The 14465-nt window shown below is 73.2% G+C and carries 8 protein-coding genes; 3 read left to right on the forward strand and 5 right to left on the reverse strand.

The genetic code is table 11. The features are described from left to right. The first annotated feature begins 159 nt into the window (after positions 1-159). From RM844_RS27670 to RM844_RS27680, 3 genes are all read left to right on the forward strand, one after another. Entirely contained in the window at positions 160-1149 is a 990-nt protein-coding gene (locus RM844_RS27670; protein WP_311670143.1) for a hypothetical protein, read from the forward strand. 81 nt (positions 1150-1230) lie between these two features. Further along, the gene (locus RM844_RS27675) at positions 1231-1536 is read left to right on the forward strand and encodes a hypothetical protein (RefSeq protein ID WP_311670144.1); all 306 of its coding nucleotides are present in this window, start codon (positions 1231-1233) and stop codon (positions 1534-1536) included. 7 nt (positions 1537-1543) lie between these two features. Then, positions 1544-1984, forward strand: a complete 441-nt coding sequence (locus tag RM844_RS27680; RefSeq protein ID WP_311670145.1) for a hypothetical protein — start codon at positions 1544-1546, stop codon at positions 1982-1984. Positions 1985-2038: 54 nt separating this feature from the next. Here RM844_RS27680 and RM844_RS27685 read toward each other — a convergent pair whose 3' ends face one another. The 5 genes from RM844_RS27685 to RM844_RS27705 all read right to left on the reverse strand — a co-directional run bounded on the left by RM844_RS27685 (position 2039) and on the right by RM844_RS27705 (position 13931). Further along, a complete protein-coding gene (locus tag RM844_RS27685) occupies positions 2039-6739 on the reverse strand; it encodes an FtsK/SpoIIIE domain-containing protein (RefSeq protein ID WP_311670146.1) in 4701 nt (1566 codons plus the stop codon). A gap of 102 nt (positions 6740-6841) precedes the next feature. Further along, positions 6842-8068, reverse strand: a complete 1227-nt coding sequence (locus tag RM844_RS27690) for a hypothetical protein (RefSeq protein ID WP_311670147.1) — start codon at positions 8066-8068, stop codon at positions 6842-6844. Beyond that, the gene (locus RM844_RS27695) at positions 8065-8733 is read right to left on the reverse strand and encodes a sigma-70 family RNA polymerase sigma factor (RefSeq protein WP_311670148.1); all 669 of its coding nucleotides are present in this window, start codon (positions 8731-8733) and stop codon (positions 8065-8067) included. Before RM844_RS27695 ends, RM844_RS27690 begins: the two co-directional genes overlap by 4 nt. 340 nt (positions 8734-9073) lie before the next feature. Beyond that, on the reverse strand, positions 9074-10654 hold the full coding sequence (locus tag RM844_RS27700) for a PQQ-dependent sugar dehydrogenase (protein ID WP_311670149.1): 1581 nt from the start codon (positions 10652-10654) through the stop codon (positions 9074-9076). Positions 10655-10931: 277 nt separating this feature from the next. Beyond that, the gene (locus RM844_RS27705; RefSeq protein ID WP_311670150.1) at positions 10932-13931 is read right to left on the reverse strand and encodes a family 16 glycoside hydrolase; all 3000 of its coding nucleotides are present in this window, start codon (positions 13929-13931) and stop codon (positions 10932-10934) included. Between the last annotated feature and the right edge of the window lie 534 nt (positions 13932-14465).

Raw genomic sequence — 14465 nt, forward strand, 5'->3', positions numbered from 1 at the left:
GATGATCGCTGGCACCCCTCGCAAGCTCTACGTACGAGAGGGCCCGGAGGTTCACCGGATTTCCGCGCGCGCTGAACCTTCCGCCGGGCTGGTGCGTGGAGCAGGTGAAGGACGGGCCCCGCCCGGGGCGCCCGGCAACCGGCAGTGGAGGGAGGCGCGATGGTCGACTACGCGATGGACTACGACAAGCTCTACGCCATGAAGCGGGGGCTGCACACCCTGGCCGACCGGGCCGAGACGGCGGGCGGCGAGGACGCGTGGCAGGAGATCGGCGACGGCACCGCCACCTCCAACGAGTCGATCTTCGGCAACTACAACCTGTCGTACCAGTTCCAGATCTTCTACGGCCTGTCCAAGACCCGGATCAACGACGGCAAGGACAAGCTGAAGCAGTTCGGCGACATGTTCGGCGGGGTCGCCGACGTGCTGCTGGAGCGGGACGCGTCGATCGCCGCCGGTGCCGTGACCATGACCGGCCACTCGGAGCTGGACGAGTGGCTCGGGGAGCGCGAGGCGTACGAGAACTGGCAGGAGAAGAAGGAGGCCTGGGACGAGTACGCCGACCGGATCGGCGCGGGCGACTACTTCGACGAGAACCCGGACGCCGACCCGTGGGTGGACTGCTACCCGGCGGAGGGGGAGGGCGAGGCCCCCGGCTGGTGTGAGCAGTGGCAGGAGGACCTCGGGGACCGGCCGCCGTTCCCTGGCCCCGAGCCGGACAAGCCGGCCGAGCACCCGCCCAGCCGCATCCAGATCACCGACGACGACGGCAGCACCGTCGACGTGTACCTGTCCTACGACGAGGACTACAACGTCACCGAGGAGAAGACCGTCATCGAGACGCCCGACGGGCAGACGGTCACCACGACGGTCGAGTACGACGGGCCGCCCGACCCGAGCGACCCGGACAACCCGGACGAGTCCTTCGACCGGCGCGACTTCACGGTGACGACGATCAGCCCGGACGGCACCGAGAGCGTCGCCGAGTACACCATCGAGGACGACGGCTCCGGCACCCAGACGGTGACCACGACCACCACCAACGACGACGGCGAGGAGGAGACGGAGGTCACCGAGTACACCCGGGACAAGAAGAACGGGGACGACGACGAGGACTGGGAGTCGGACTGGCAGGAGGTCGATGACTGACCGGTCCGCCCCAGCCCCAGCCCCGTTCCCGTTCCCGACCGGCCCGCAGCAGCAGTCAGTCACGACAGGAAGTGAGATCTCGTGCCCAACATCAGCATCACCTACGAGGACGTGGACGAAGCCGCGACCGCGATGGAGAACTCCAACAAAAACACCATCACGCCGGCCGTGGACGCGGCCAAGGCGGCGATCGACGACGCGCTGGGCACCTCCCTCGTCCTGCCGGAGACCAACGCGGCGATCACCGACCAGTACAACCTGCTCCACGAGCAGCTCCAGCAGCTGTGCGAGGCGATCGACGGCTTCGCCAAGCAGTTCGTGGACATCAAGGACGGCATGATCGAATTCGACCAGCAGTACGCGGAGAACATCCGCAACCCGAAGTGAGGCGGCCATGGCAGACATCTCCGCCGACTACGCCGGCATCGCCGAAACGTCCAGCAAGCTCAGCGCGCAGTGCAACATCATCGTGCCGGAGATCTACGACCTCCTCGGCAAGGTGGGCACGCTGCTCGACAACGGCCTCTACCTGGAGCAGGCCAGCCCGGCGCTGAAGACCGCCTACGAAGAGTTCAGCAAGTCCATGCAGATGGCGGCCAGCAACATCCAGAACTGGGCCAACCTGTTCACCGGCATCAACGACGCGTTCAAGAACAACGACTCCGCGCTCTTCGCCGCGACGCTCTCCAGCATCGACGGTGAGGGCGGTCTCGAACTGACCGCCGAAGAGGTGGAGACCGACACGCCGGACCCGCCGGAGTGGAACAACGACAACAACCTGCACGGGTCGCCGGTCACCTGGAACGAGGACCGCACCTCGATCTCCCAGGGCTGACCCGGACGACCGCGGGGCCGGCGCCGCACCCGGCGCCGGCCCCGCGTCGTCGTGCTACTGGAGCACCGTCAGCGGCACCTGGACCGCCAGCAGCCGCCCGGTCGGGTCGGCCGTCCAGGCGCGGCCCGGGGTGACCTGCGGCCGCAGGTGGTCCGTGGTCAGCCGGGCCCCGATCAGCTCGCCCTCGTTCAGCGCCTTGGGCGCCAGCAGCAGCCCGCGCCGGCCGCGCCGGGCGATCCCGATCCAGCCCAGGCTGGTCATGCCGTCCGCCGGGCCGGCCAGCAGCAGCCCCAGCCCCCGGTCCCGACCGGCCGAGGCGACCTTCCGCAGCGGCCCGTCCACCCGCGTGTTGACCAGCAGTTCGGCGTCGTCCACCACCACCACGGTGGGCCGGTCGCCCACCGCGGCCAGCGCCTGCTCCACCTGCTCCGGGTCCGGGTCGATGTCGTCGATCACCGTCGCCAGCCCGTGCGCGGCCAGCCGCCGCAGCGGCGACTCCCGGGGCGTGAGCACCACCAGCGAGGTGCCGCCCGTCACCAGCGAGACGCACATCGCGGCCAGCGCCGTCGACCGCCCGCTGTGCGGCGGCCCGGCGACCACGAACGACCCGGAGCCGACCGCGAAGTCGTAGCCCAACGCCCCGCCGGTGTCGCCGCCGACGCCGAGCAGCGCCCACAGCGGCCGGCGCGCCTCGTCCGCGATCTGGTCGGCCGCCTCCTGGAAGCCGACCAGCTCCGGCAGCGCGGCCACCGTGAACGGGCGCAGCTCGTCCGCCACCCCGCCGTCCCGGATCGCCGCCTGCCGGCCGATGGCCCGCAGCACGTCCGCCTGGTCGCCGCCCTTGGCCAGCGCGGAGGCCGGCAGGGTGAGGACCTGGCCCTCGACGGCGCCGGGCGTCGCCCAGCCGCGGCCGGCCGGCACCCGCTCCGGCACCGCCCGGCGGTTGACGCCGACGATGCCGAAGTCCATCCGGTCCGACTGGCGCAGCACCAGCCGCCGGTCGTTGTGCTGGCCAGGACGGCCGCCGAGCAGCATCCGCTCGGAGGTGGCGATCACGTGGATGCCGGCGGTGGCGCCCTCCCGCAGCACCCGCAGCAGCTCCTCGGTGAGCCGGCCGCCGTCCTGCTTCTCCCACAGCGCCACCAGCGCGTCCCAGCCGTCGATCAACAGCAGCAGGTGCGGGGGGCGTTCCTCCCTGGGCAGCTTGGCCCGCGCCTCGGGCAGCGAGGTCACGCCCTGCTTGGCGATCACCTGCTGCCGTTCGGTCAGCTGGGCCACCAGCCGGCGCACCAGCCGCTCCAGCCGCTCGCTGTCCTGCCGGGGCACGACCGCGCCGCAGTGCGGCAGCGCCTCCAGCGGGGCCAGGCCGCCGCCACCCGCGTCGATGCCGTAGATGTGCAGCTGGTCGGTGGTCAGGTGGAGGGCCGCCGAGCCGGCGATGGTGCGCAGCGTCTGGGTGCGCCCGGAGCGCGGCGCGCCGATGACGTACAGGTGGCCGAAGGTGCCGAACTCGATGTGTCCCAGCCGCTGTTCCTGCCGGCTCGGCACGTCGAAGAAGATGTACGGCACCGGCGGCAGCGCGGCGCCGCCGGGGCGCGGGTCCTGCTCCGGGGCGGCCATCGGCAGCTGCTCGGGCAGCGGCGGCAGCCAGGGCCGCGGCTGGGTCTCGAAGTCCTCCAGCGCGTCGGTCGCCGCCCGCACGGTGGCCACCAGCACGCTCAGGTCGGTGGCCGGGTCGGCCGGCCTGCCGTCGTCGTCCGGGTCGTCGGCCACGACGGTCGGCTCCTCGTCCGGGTCCGACTCGGCCATCGGGTCGGTGCCCTCGTGGATGACCCGGGGGGCGGGCAGCGGGTGGCCGAGCTTCTCCACGGTCAGCTCCACGCCCTGCACGGTGCGCGGCGCGACCCGGGTGCCGGGCCCGTCCGGGTCCTCGTCCGGCCGCTCGACGCCGACCCACGCCGTCTGGAACGGCATCGGCGGCCCGTCGCCGCGCCGGACCAGGGCCCGGCCGGGCGTGCTGGGCGAGATCGCCGCCGCGGTCGGCGCGTTGATGATGTCGGTGCTCTCCATCCGGTCGGTGACCCGCAGCGCGATCCGCAGGTTGGTGTTGGCCCGGATCTCGTTGGAGACGGCGCCGGCCGGGCGCTGGGTGGCCAGCACCAGGTGCAGGCCCAGCGAGCGGCCCCGCTGGGCGAGGCTGACCAGTCCCGGCACGAACTCGACCTGCTCGCGCACCAGGGTGGCGAACTCGTCGATGATCAGCAGCAGTCGGGGCAGCGCCGGCAGCTCGGGCTCCCTGGCCCGCTTGGCCCGGTACTCGCGGTGGTCCTTCACCTCCACGTCGGCCAGCAGCTGTTCGCGGCGGCGCAGCTCGGCGTCGAGCGAGGCCAGCGCGCGCTCCACCAGGTGCCCGTCGAGGTCGGTGATCATGCCGAGGGTGTGCGGGAGTTCGGCGCACTCGCGGAACGCGCTGCCGCCCTTGTAGTCGATCAGCACGAAGGTCAGCTCGTCCGGCCGGTTCACCGCGGCCAGCGAGGCGATCATCGTCTGGAGCAGCTCGGACTTGCCGGACCCGGTGGTGCCGCCGATCAGCGCGTGCGGCCCGTCCGCGACCAGGTCCAGGGCGGCGGTGCCGTCGTGGCCGGCGCCGACCGGGAAGGTGGTGCTGGCCGGCCGGCGGGCCCAGGACCGCACCAGCGCGGCCGGGTCCGGGGGTTCCTGCCCGAGCAGCGGCAACAGCCGCACCTGGGACGGCATGCCGGCGTCCGCCTCGACGGTGACGTCGCGCAGCGGCGCCAGCGCGCGGGCGGCCTGCTCGCACCAGTCGGGGGTGACCTGGTCGGCGCGGATGCCGGTGACGGCCGGGTTGCCGGAGACCCGCATGGTCAGCCGGTTGCCCTCGGCGGTGACCACCGAGGTGCACTCCTCGGGCAGCAGGTACTCGCGCTCGTCGAGGCAGAGGCTGTAGACCCGCAGCGGCGGGCCCTGGGTGAGGACGCCGATCATGCCGGGTATCTCGCGCAGCCGGTAGGCGCCGTCCAGGATGACCAGGATGTCGGGCTCGCCGGGCACCGCCGCGTTGCCGGTGGACTTGCCGGCCAGCGAGGCGCGGGACTGGAGGTCCGCGTACAGCTCGCTGACCCGCTGGTTGACGGAGGCCGGATCGGCGCCGAGGGCGACCAGCGGGGTGGCCGGGCCCTGCCGGCGGGCCGGGCGCAGGTGTTGCAGCCAGCGCACCCAGGCCCAGTCGGCGCGGTGCTCCTCGTCGGTGAGCACCACGATCCGCAGGTCCCGCGGGCTGTGCAGGACGGCGGACTGGATGACGGCCCAGCGGGCCACCGCGCGCACCGTGTCCTGGTCGCCGGTCAGCCCGATGACGCCGAGCATCGGCAGCTCGGCGCCGATCGGCACGTCGGCCAACCGCCAGTGCACCTGGCGGTGGTTGCTCTCCCTGGCCTGGTCGCTGATGCGCTTGAGGGAGGCGCGGCTGACCACGCCGAGCCGCAGGGTCAGGTAGTCGCCGTGGTGCCGGCGGCGCTCCCACAGCTGGTGTCCCGGGCCGCGGGCGGTCAGCAGCACGGCCGCCGGGTCGGGCGACGCGGTGTTGCGCTGGTGCCGCTCCTCCACGGTGGCGCGCCGCATCTCGCGTTCCAGGGCGGCCCGGCGCAGCCGGTAGCGGCGCACCTGGTCCTCGTACCGCTTGCGGTTGGTGCGGCGCCCCATCATCCAGTTGCCCAGCGCCATCAGCGGGGTGAAGAGGATGAGGATCAGGAAGTAGAAGGACCGGAAGAGCGCCACCATGGCGAAGCCCATGACCATGGGCGAGATCATCAGCATGAACGGGAACGGTCGCGGCCCGGGGGGCGCCGGCGGGCCCGGCAGGCTCAGGTTCTCGGCGTCCAGGTGCGGAAGGATGCGCGGCGGCCGGCTGTACTCGATGGTCAGCCCGTCCCCGGCCGGCTTCACCGCGGCGTCCGCCTCGAACCGGGGCGTCAGCCGCAGCAGATGGTCGCCGAGCGACAGGTCGGCGAAGAGCGGCCACTCCTCGGCGCCGTCCGCCGGCGGCGGCCGGTAGCCGGGCGGCGGCAGCGGCTCCTCCTCGGGCAGCCCGTCGGGCCCGGCCGGCGGCGGCTCCTCGGAGTGCCCGCCGGGGCCGCCGTCCCGGGGGCCGGCCGGCTCCTCGTCGGTGAGCGGGGTGCCGGTCTCGGGATCGACGGGCGGCGGCGGGGTGAGGCTGCGCAGGCCGCAGTGGGCCGGGTCGGCGTCCTCCGGCAGCCGGTAGCTGACCGTGCCGTCGGTGTGCACGGTGATCCAGGTGCCGTACTCCGGCGTCGCGGACACGTAGGCCAACTCCCCCGGCTCGCCCGGCTCCTCGGCGTCCGGTTCGACCAGCCGGATCGAGCACCGCCGGTCGGTGCCCACCTCGTAGCTGCCGGGCCCCAGCGACCAGACCTGCCCGGCGCCGGGCCCGGAGACGTGGCGCAGTTCGAGCAGCACCGGGTCGGAGGCCGGTGGGTGCCAGGCGCGGGCCGGGTCGGGCACGGGCGGGGCGGGGGCGTTCAGGCCGAGCAGCACGCCGTCCCGGACGCCGCCGGCGCCCAGCGGCGTCCCGGAGTCCAGCGGCTGGTCGCCGAGGTAGAGGCGGGGGGCGGACAGCGCGGCGGCGAGTTCGCCGACGGTGGCGTCCCCCGGCAGGTCCAGCAGATGGTCCGTGCGCCGCCCCTGGGAGTCGGCGGTGGTCACGGTCAGCTTCACGGGCAGTCCAACGGGTGTCGGAGGGAGGTGCGTCGGCAGTAACGGGGGCTGGTCGGGCGGGTGGTGCGGCGGGAGTTGGTGCGGAGGGGGTGTGCGGGGGGGTCAGGGCTGCCGGGGGCGGGCGGACGGGACGGCCACCTGCGTCTCGTCCTCGTCGGCCACCGGCGCGGCGACGGCCTCCTCCTCGGCCTCGTCCTCCCGCTCGGGGATCGGCGGCCCGGGGGCCAGCGCGACCGGCGGGGCGGCGGGCACGGCCTCGGAGTCCTCTTCCAGGCCCTCGTCGTCCCGTTCGGCGAAGATCCGCGCCGACGGGTTCGCGTCGCCGGCCGGGTCGGGCGGCAGCACCGGCGGGATGCTGGCCAGCACCCGGGCGATGGCGCGGCTGAGCGCGGTGCCCTCGACCACCAGCGGCGTGCCGACGACGCCGACCTGCCCGGTCCGGTCGCTCAGCAGGGTGCGCGCGTAGCCGCGGCCCTCACCCAGCAGCAGCACCCGCAGCGGCGGGAACGGCGCGGGCGGCGCGACCAGTTCGGGCGGCACCGGGGCCGGCAGCTCGGCGCTGACCAGGAACGGGGCCAGCCCGGCGGCCGGGCCGAGGCGGGCGGCCGAGCGGTAGGCGGTGCGGATCGGGGCGCCGTCGAACGCGCGGTGCACGCCCTCGGCCACCACCACGGTGCCCTCGGGCAGCCGCACGTCCAGCTGGGCGGCGACGCTCTGGTGCAGCGCGGTGGCGCCGCGCCGCTCGCCGTCGACGCAGACCAGCGGCGGCCCGACCGCCACGTCGAGGAACGCGCACCAGCCGCCCAGTTCGCCGATCGCCACCAGCACCGGCGGCTCCTGGTCGGGCAGCGGCACCACGGGCGGCAGGTCGCCGCGGTCGATGCTCCAGTGGTCGGGGGCGTCGTCGTCGGCGACCCACCACGGGTCGATGTCCGGCGGCCCCACGCCGTCGCCGGCCAGGAGCACGGTCACCGTGCCGCCGTCGACCAGCGCGGCGTACGGGCGCGGCCCGTCGGGGCCGGCGGCCTGCCGGGCGGCGGCCAGCGCGCGTTCGGCGTCCCGCCAGGTCGCCGGCGCGCGCAGGCCGTGCACCAGGACCCGCAGCGAGCGGCGGTAGCGCAGCCAGGCGCGGACGGGGGAGGCGAACGCGTGCGCGGTGATCGCCAGTTCGCGGCGCACCCGGGCGAAGGCGGCCGACCAGCCGCCCATCCGCATGGCGATGGCCCGGATGATGAGGAAGATCACCAGCAGCACGGCGACGATGCCGAGGATCCGGAAGATGATCTCCCGGTGCCGGGACAGGAACTCCAGAGGGTCAGTGCCTCTCATACTGCCGGGAACTCCCGTCGCAGGGCGGACAGAGCGTAGTGGGCCCGGGACTTCACGGTGCCCCTGGGTATGCCCAGGATGCGCGCGGTCTCGGCCCGGGAACGGTCACACAGGTGGACATGGACGAGCACGTCGCGGTGTCGGGGGCCGAGCCGGGCCAACGAGCGGGTGACGGCGACCCGGTTGACGACGGACTCGGCCACGTCGACCCGCTCGTCGGCCTGTTGCAGCAGGCCGGTGGGGAGGATACCGGCCGGCACGCTCCGCTCGCGACGGTGGGCGTCCACCGCGAGGTTGCGGGCCACCACGTGCAGCCAGGCGGCGAGCCGGTCGTCGCTCCTGGCCCGCTCGGCCTCGCCGCCGAAGTCCCCGGCGAACTCGTCCGCGGCCAGCCACGCGCGCAGCATCGTCTCCTGCACGATGTCCTCGGCGCGGTGCGGGTCCCCGACCATCAGCCGTCTGACGTACCGGAGCAGCCGTTCCCGGTGCCGCTCGGCCGCCGGCAGCGTCTGCTGCGGCCGGGCGGCGGGCTGGGCGGCGGCGGGCGCCGCGGCCGGCGGCGGGCCGGCGGGCGCCAGGGGGGCGGGCGCCGCCCGGACCGCGTGGGAGGCGGCGGGCGCGGGGACCGGCCGGGACGCGTGGTGAAACGATTGAGCCTGAGACATCGCTGGGCTCCAACGGTGCGCTGGAAGGGGCTACTGAGGCTATGTCGTGGAAAACCGCCCAAAGTTTCCGGTGCGTTGCGACCTCTCATTTATAGAGCTGGGATGGTCAGAGATAGCTCAAGAGAAGCTCTGATTCTCTGAATTCACGTCATATCCTGCCAGTCGGGCCTCCGAGTGCGAAGGCCCGGGGCGGAGCCGGCCGCTCCGGTTCCGCGCGTGCGGGACAACAGCCGCCGAACGACAGCCGCCGCTTCCGCGGGGAACGCGGCCGGCACGACGAAGCCCCGCCGGGGTGGCCGGCGGGGCGTCGGGGGTGGTGCGGGTCAGGCGGTGGTGCGGGTCAGGCGGTGGTGCAGGCTCCCTCGTTGAGGGTGAAGGCGGCCGGGGCCGAACTGTCGCCGGTGTGCCGGGCGACCAGGCCGAGGGTGGCGCTGCCCCCGGCGGGGATGCTCGCGTCCCCGCGGGCGGTCACGGTCGCGCCGTCCGCCGCGAAGGTGGCGCCCCAGCCGGAGACGAACCGCTGCCCGGCGGCCAGTTCGAAGGCCAGCCGCCAGTCGGCGACCGGCTCCTCGCCCGTGTTGGTCAGGGTGATCTCGGCCTGGTAGCCGTTGTTCCAGGCCTCGGCGGTGAACGCGACCTGGCAGGTGCTGGCCGGGACGGTCTCCTCGAAGGACATCCGGTGCAGCCCGCCGGGCAGGTCGTTCACCGCGTAGATCTCGCCGTCCACCGTGGTGCCCAGCGCGGAGACCAGGGTGCTGGTGGCGCTGATCTCGCCGATCTGCGCGCTGTCGTAGCCGCCGGCGCCGTCGGCGCGGACGCCGAAGACCCGGGAGGAGCAGTAGTCGACGGCGATGTAGGTGCCGCCGGCCAGCTCGGCGTACTCCGCGCCGCGGTACACGTGGCCGCCGATCACCGCGCAGTTGCCGCCGGTCAGCGGGTAGGTGAAGACCGGGTCGGTGAGTTCGGCCGCCGGGTCGCACTGCTCCGGGTCGAACTCGGTGAGGCCCTCGCGGCAGGACCAGCCGAGGTTGGCGCCGCCCTGGCCGGGCGCCAGGTGGTTGACCTCCTCCCAGCCGCCCTGGCCGACGTCGCCGATCCACAGCGAGTCGTCGGCCGGGTCGAAGGAGAACTTCCACGGGTTGCGCAGCCCGTAGTGCCAGATCTCCGCGCGGGCGCCCTCGACGCCGACGAACGGGTTGTCCTCGGGCACGCAGTAGGCCAGCTCGCCGCAGCTCTGGCTGACGTCCAGGCGGAGGATCTTGCCGAGCAGGGTGTCCACCCGCTGCCCGGTGTCGAACGGGTCGCCGGAGCCGCCGCCGTCGCCGATGGACCAGTAGAGGAAGCCGTCGGGCCCGAAGGCGAGTTGACCGCCGTTGTGGTTGTCGTAGTCGGCGTGCTCCTGGCTCAGCAGCACTTCGAGGCCGGCGTCGGCCAGGTCGTAGCGGGCCAGCGTGACCGCGCCGTCGGCGGCGGCGGTGTAGGCGAGGTAGAGCTGCTGGCTCTCGGTGAAGTCGGGCGGCGTGGCGATGCCGAGCAGGCCGCGCTCGTTGGCGTCCGCGTCCACCTCGGCGGTGATGTCGATCAGCGGGGTCGTCTCAAGGCCGGTGTCCGGGTGGTAGGCGCGGACGGTGCCGGGCTTCTCGGTGATGAACAGCCGGCCGCTGCCGTCGTCCGGCGCGACCAGGCTGGTCGGGCGGCGCAGCCCGGACGCCACCTGGGTGGTGGTCGCGGTGAGGTTGTCCAACGGGACCTCGGCGGTGCCGGGTTCGCCGGCGGCCTGGTCGAGGGCGGCGGCCGGTGGCGGGGCGTCCCGGGCCGCCGCGTCCTCGGCGGCGACGGCGGTGGTGGTGACGGCGAGCGGGGCGAGCAGGGTGAGGGATGCGGCGAGCAGCAGCGGCCCGGTCCAGCGGCGTCGTGGCATGGCGACTCCAACGGCGGTGAGGGGGTTGGGCACGGATCGTCTTTGCCGGTTCGCCCACTCCGGTCGCGCGACCCCGTCCAGCGGCTGGGGAGTTCTGTTCGGTTTCGCTGAACTTCCGTACCCGGAGTGGGACTTCGCGCGACGCTAACCCGTTACCCGGCCGCACACCAGGGCGACCACGCGAGTTCCCGGCAGTAAACGTTGTCCTGGGCCCTGGCCCGCGTGAGGACCGGCCCCGCCAGCGGGGCCGGTCCGAGTGCGTGCGCGCGCCGTCCGGTCAGCCGAGCGGCATGATCTGGACGTTCCGGAACCAGACGTCGGAACCGGTGTGGTGGTTCTGTAGCCCGACGCGCCCGGAGCTGAGGTCCCGGGCCGGGTCAGCGCCCTCGGTGTCGTAGTCGTTGATCAGCACGCCGTTGAGGTAGACCCGCACCCGCAGGTCCTCGACCACGATCTCGTAGGCGTTCCACTCCCCCGGCGGGTTCAGCGCCGCGTCCCGCGCCGCGATGTCCGCGCCCTGGAAGTCGTAGATCGCGCCCGTGGTCAGCTCCGGCACGTCGGTGGCGTCGATCTGCACCTCGAAGCCGCCGTTGCGGGCCGCCGGGTCACCCTGCGGGTCGGGCACGCCGATGTGCACGCCCGAGTTGTCGTCGCCGCCCATCTTCCAGTCCAGCTTCAGCCGGTAGTCGGTGAACTCCTCGGGGTGGGTGAGCAGTCCGAGCCCGCCGACGGACCGCATGGTGCAGTCCGCCTGCGCGACGAAGTCGCCCGGCCCGGCCATCTCCCAGCCGGCGAGGCTCTCCGTGGTGCCGTCGAACAGCATCCGGTAGCCGGCGTCGGGCTCGGCCGGTGAGCAGACCTCCTCCTGGATCCGCAGGTGGTCCCAGTTGACGTGCCGGTCGTCGTCCTCGCCGGCGGCGACCGTGATGGTGTTGCGGCCCGCCTGGAGGTCGAGCGGCACCACGTGGTCGGCCCACGCGTTCCACACCTCGGTGGTCTCGACCGCGAGCTGACCGAGGTCGGCGCCGTTCACGTCCAGCGAGATCGTCTTGGTGCCGACATACGGGTTGGGCCCGTTGGCGTAGCGGAAGGTCACCGGGTAGGTCCCGGCCTCGGCGACGTCCACGGTCCAGGTCAGCTCGGCGCCGATGGTGTCGAAGCCGTCGACGAAGCCCTCCCCGGTGTGGTTGCCGTGCTCGTCGTCGATGTCCGCACCGCCGCTCAGCAGCCCGTCCTCGGCCTCGTACTGGCCGATCGGGTTCGGCGGCGCCTGGTAGCCGGGGATGTTGTGCACGGTGTACCAGGCCTCGGTGCTCCACAGCTCCGTCCCGTCGGCCGCCGCGAACGGGCGGGGCGAGCGGACGTGCGCCACCCGGTCCTCCCGCAGTCCCGGCAGCTCCAGGCGCACCGTCCGGCCGTCGTCGGAGACCGAGGCCCCGGCGACGGTCAGCGTCTCCAGGTTCCGCTTCGGCCCCCCGTACTGCGAGGTCGGGTTGTAGGACCACTGCTGGACCTGGTAGCGCTCGGCGAGGTTCGCCAGCACGTCGGCGGCGACCGGCTTGGTGTAGGTCAGGTCGAACCCGGCCTCGGTGACCTCCATCGACACGATGTCCATGGCGTCCTGGCCGGTGGGGGTCAGCTTCTGGAGACCGTAGGGCAGCTTCCCCGGCTGCTCCCAGTTCCCGCCGCCGCCGATCCCGCCGACGTAGAACGAGCCGTCCGGCCCCAGCGCCAGCCGGCTCACCCCGGACTCAAGACCCTGGGTCAGCCGGAACACCGCGCCCTGCTGCTGCCCGTCTACCTCCTCAAGGAACGCCCGCTGGATGCCGCCGTAGGTGACGTCGCCGAACGCCAACTGGCCGGCGAAGACGCCCTCCTCGATGGTCACCGGATTGGTCGGCGAGTTCGATATCTCGCCGTGCGGCAGCCACAGCACCGGCTCGGTGACCGGCTGGTCGTCGAACGGCCCCGGCGGGGTGGTGTGGTGGTTGTAGAACGCGCCCTCCTCGATCCGCACCAGCTTCGACGACGGCAGCCAGTCCCCCTGGTTGTCGGTCACGTAGACCTCGCCCGCCGGCCCCCAGCCGATCCCGTTGGGGGTGCGCAGCCCGCCGGCCACGTACTCCAGCTCGCCGGTCTCCTTGTCGATCCGCACCGAGGTGCCGCGGTTCTCCACGTGCTGCGGCACCGTGGTCCGGCCGCCCGGGGTGATCGCCACCGACAGGTTCAGGTAGTAGTACTCCTCGTCGGCCAGCAGGCCGAACCCGAACTCGTGGTACGTGCCGCCGCTCGGCCAGCTCGCGATGGCCTCGCTGCCCTCGTAGAACCCGTCGCCTTCGGCGTCCACCAGCCGGCTCAGCTGGTGCTTCTCGGCGACGATGACCTCGCCGTCCTCGACCAGCACGCCCTGCGGCTCGTTCATCCCGGTGGCCACCACCTCGGTGGTGACCTCCGCCGGGTCGGCGTCCTCCCCGACGGTGCCGGTGACGATCTCGACGGCGCCGTCGAAGCTCTCCCGGCCCGCCCAGGTGGTGATGACCATCCGCTCGTCGTCGAACCAGTCCATCCCGGTGACCATCGGCTCGAAGCCGTCCGGCCGCAGGTCGGTCACGGTGTAGTCGGGGTGCACGTCAACGAGCGGCCGGCCGTCCCCCGGGCTGGTGTCGTCGCCGGCGCACCGCTTCACCCCGGGCGAGGTGACCCGGGTGACCCCGGCGTCCGTGGTCAGCACCGACTCCGGCACCAGCGCGAACTCGGCCGCCCCCGGCGGCTTCCACTCCAGCCGCAGCGCCTTGTCGTAGGCGCCCTGGAAGTAGTCGACGCGCAGCGCGTGCGCGCCCGCGGTCAGCTCGGCCGTCCCGTCGGCGGCGGTGGGCGGCTGCCGCCGGTCGTTCTCGATGATCTCGGTCCCGTTCAGCGACAGCCTGGACCCGTCGTCGCTGATGATCCGGAAGTCGTAACTGCCGTCCTCGGGCACGTGGATGTTGCCGATCACGTGCGCCATGAAGTTGTTGCCGATGCCGCCGAAGTCCTCGTCGGACACCCAGTCGACGGTCGGGCGCAACACGTCGATGTTCGGTGTCTGGCCTTCGGTCAGTTCACAGATCTGCTCCGGCTCGAATCCGACGTCGAAGACCCGGAGCGTGATGCCCGGCTCCTGCGGCGGCAGCTCGTCCCCCGGGTCGGCGGCCTGGGCCGCTCCCACCGGGACGAGCACCGCGGCGACCAGGGCGATGCCCAGGGGCACCGCCGCGCGGCGGCGCGCTGTTGCCTTCATGAACGAACTCCTTTGCGCGGCTGTGGAGACGTGCGGGTGCGTGGGAGTTGTCCGCGCGGCCCGGAAGTCGGCCGGCTTCCGGGTGCGGCGCGTGGGGTGAGGCGTCCACGGAAGGGACGCGGGAGAACGTTTTCTACGGGCGCGCGTGCGTCATCTCGGGCCGCGGACGCGTCCTGTCCGCCCGCGGCGGGCGACTCGGGGGGCGGCGCGGTTCACCGACGACCACCCCAACGGGGGGAAAGCGCTTACCACTTCGGGAACGTAGGTTCGGACCAAACCCTTGTCAATGTCAGCGGCAGGCGCAGTTCCGCGCGGCGCGTGGTTCCGGTCCCCGGAAAGCGCGGCAATCCACGTAAACCGCCCCGGCCTTCGGGCGGGGCGGTGGGGTGCGGGGGCGGGGCGGGGGCAGGGCTTCTGGGCCTATGTGGCGCGGGTGAGTCGTGCGATGGCGTGGGTGAGTTGGGTGAGGCTGTGGTGGGGGGTGAGGGCGGTGGTGTCGAGGTGGTTGAACCAGTGTTGGGCGGTGTGGGTGGG

It is taken from the genome of Streptomyces chisholmiae (assembly GCF_031845445.1).
Classification (GTDB): Bacteria; Actinomycetota; Actinomycetes; order Streptomycetales; family Streptomycetaceae; genus Streptomyces; species Streptomyces chisholmiae.

What these genes read in the sequence shown, in the direction of transcription:
- RM844_RS27670 (WP_311670143.1), top strand. Translation starts at nt 160, where the DNA reads ATGGTCGACTACGCGATGGACTACGACAAGCTCTACGCCATGAAGCGG.
- RM844_RS27680 (WP_311670145.1), top strand. Translation starts at nt 1,544, where the DNA reads ATGGCAGACATCTCCGCCGACTACGCCGGCATCGCCGAAACGTCCAGC.
- RM844_RS27690 (WP_311670147.1), bottom strand. Translation starts at nt 8,068, where the DNA reads ATGAGAGGCACTGACCCTCTGGAGTTCCTGTCCCGGCACCGGGAGATC.
- RM844_RS27695 (WP_311670148.1), bottom strand. Translation starts at nt 8,733, where the DNA reads ATGTCTCAGGCTCAATCGTTTCACCACGCGTCCCGGCCGGTCCCCGCG.
- RM844_RS27700 (WP_311670149.1), bottom strand. Translation starts at nt 10,654, where the DNA reads ATGCCACGACGCCGCTGGACCGGGCCGCTGCTGCTCGCCGCATCCCTC.
- RM844_RS27705 (WP_311670150.1), bottom strand. Translation starts at nt 13,931, where the DNA reads ATGAAGGCAACAGCGCGCCGCCGCGCGGCGGTGCCCCTGGGCATCGCC.